General features: G+C 66.2%; 1 protein-coding gene. It reads left to right on the forward strand.

Annotation, left to right across the window (positions count from 1 at the left end; all coding sequences use genetic code 11):
* Nucleotides 1-240: 4Fe-4S binding protein (locus tag R0J92_RS26175; RefSeq protein ID WP_411053837.1), on the forward strand; the 240-nt coding region annotated here is incomplete at both ends.

A 240-nucleotide genomic window follows, 5' to 3' on the forward strand; every position in this document is an offset into this window, starting at 1 on the left:
GGAGGTCTACTACCTGGCAGGCCTCCTGATCATGGGCGCGATCGGGTTGTTCCTGGTGACCAGCTTGCTGGGCCGCGTCTGGTGCGGCTACGCCTGCCCGCAGACGGTCTGGACCGACCTCTACATGTGGGTCGAGCGCCTGATCGAGGGCGACCGCAACGCCCGGATCAAGCTCGACAAGCAGCCGATGACCGGCCAGAAGCTGGCCAAGCGCACGGCCAAGCACGCGGTTTGGCTGCT

The sequence above is a fragment of the Tritonibacter sp. SIMBA_163 genome (assembly GCF_046535935.1).
Taxonomy (GTDB): Bacteria; Pseudomonadota; Alphaproteobacteria; order Rhodobacterales; family Rhodobacteraceae; genus Epibacterium; species Epibacterium scottomollicae.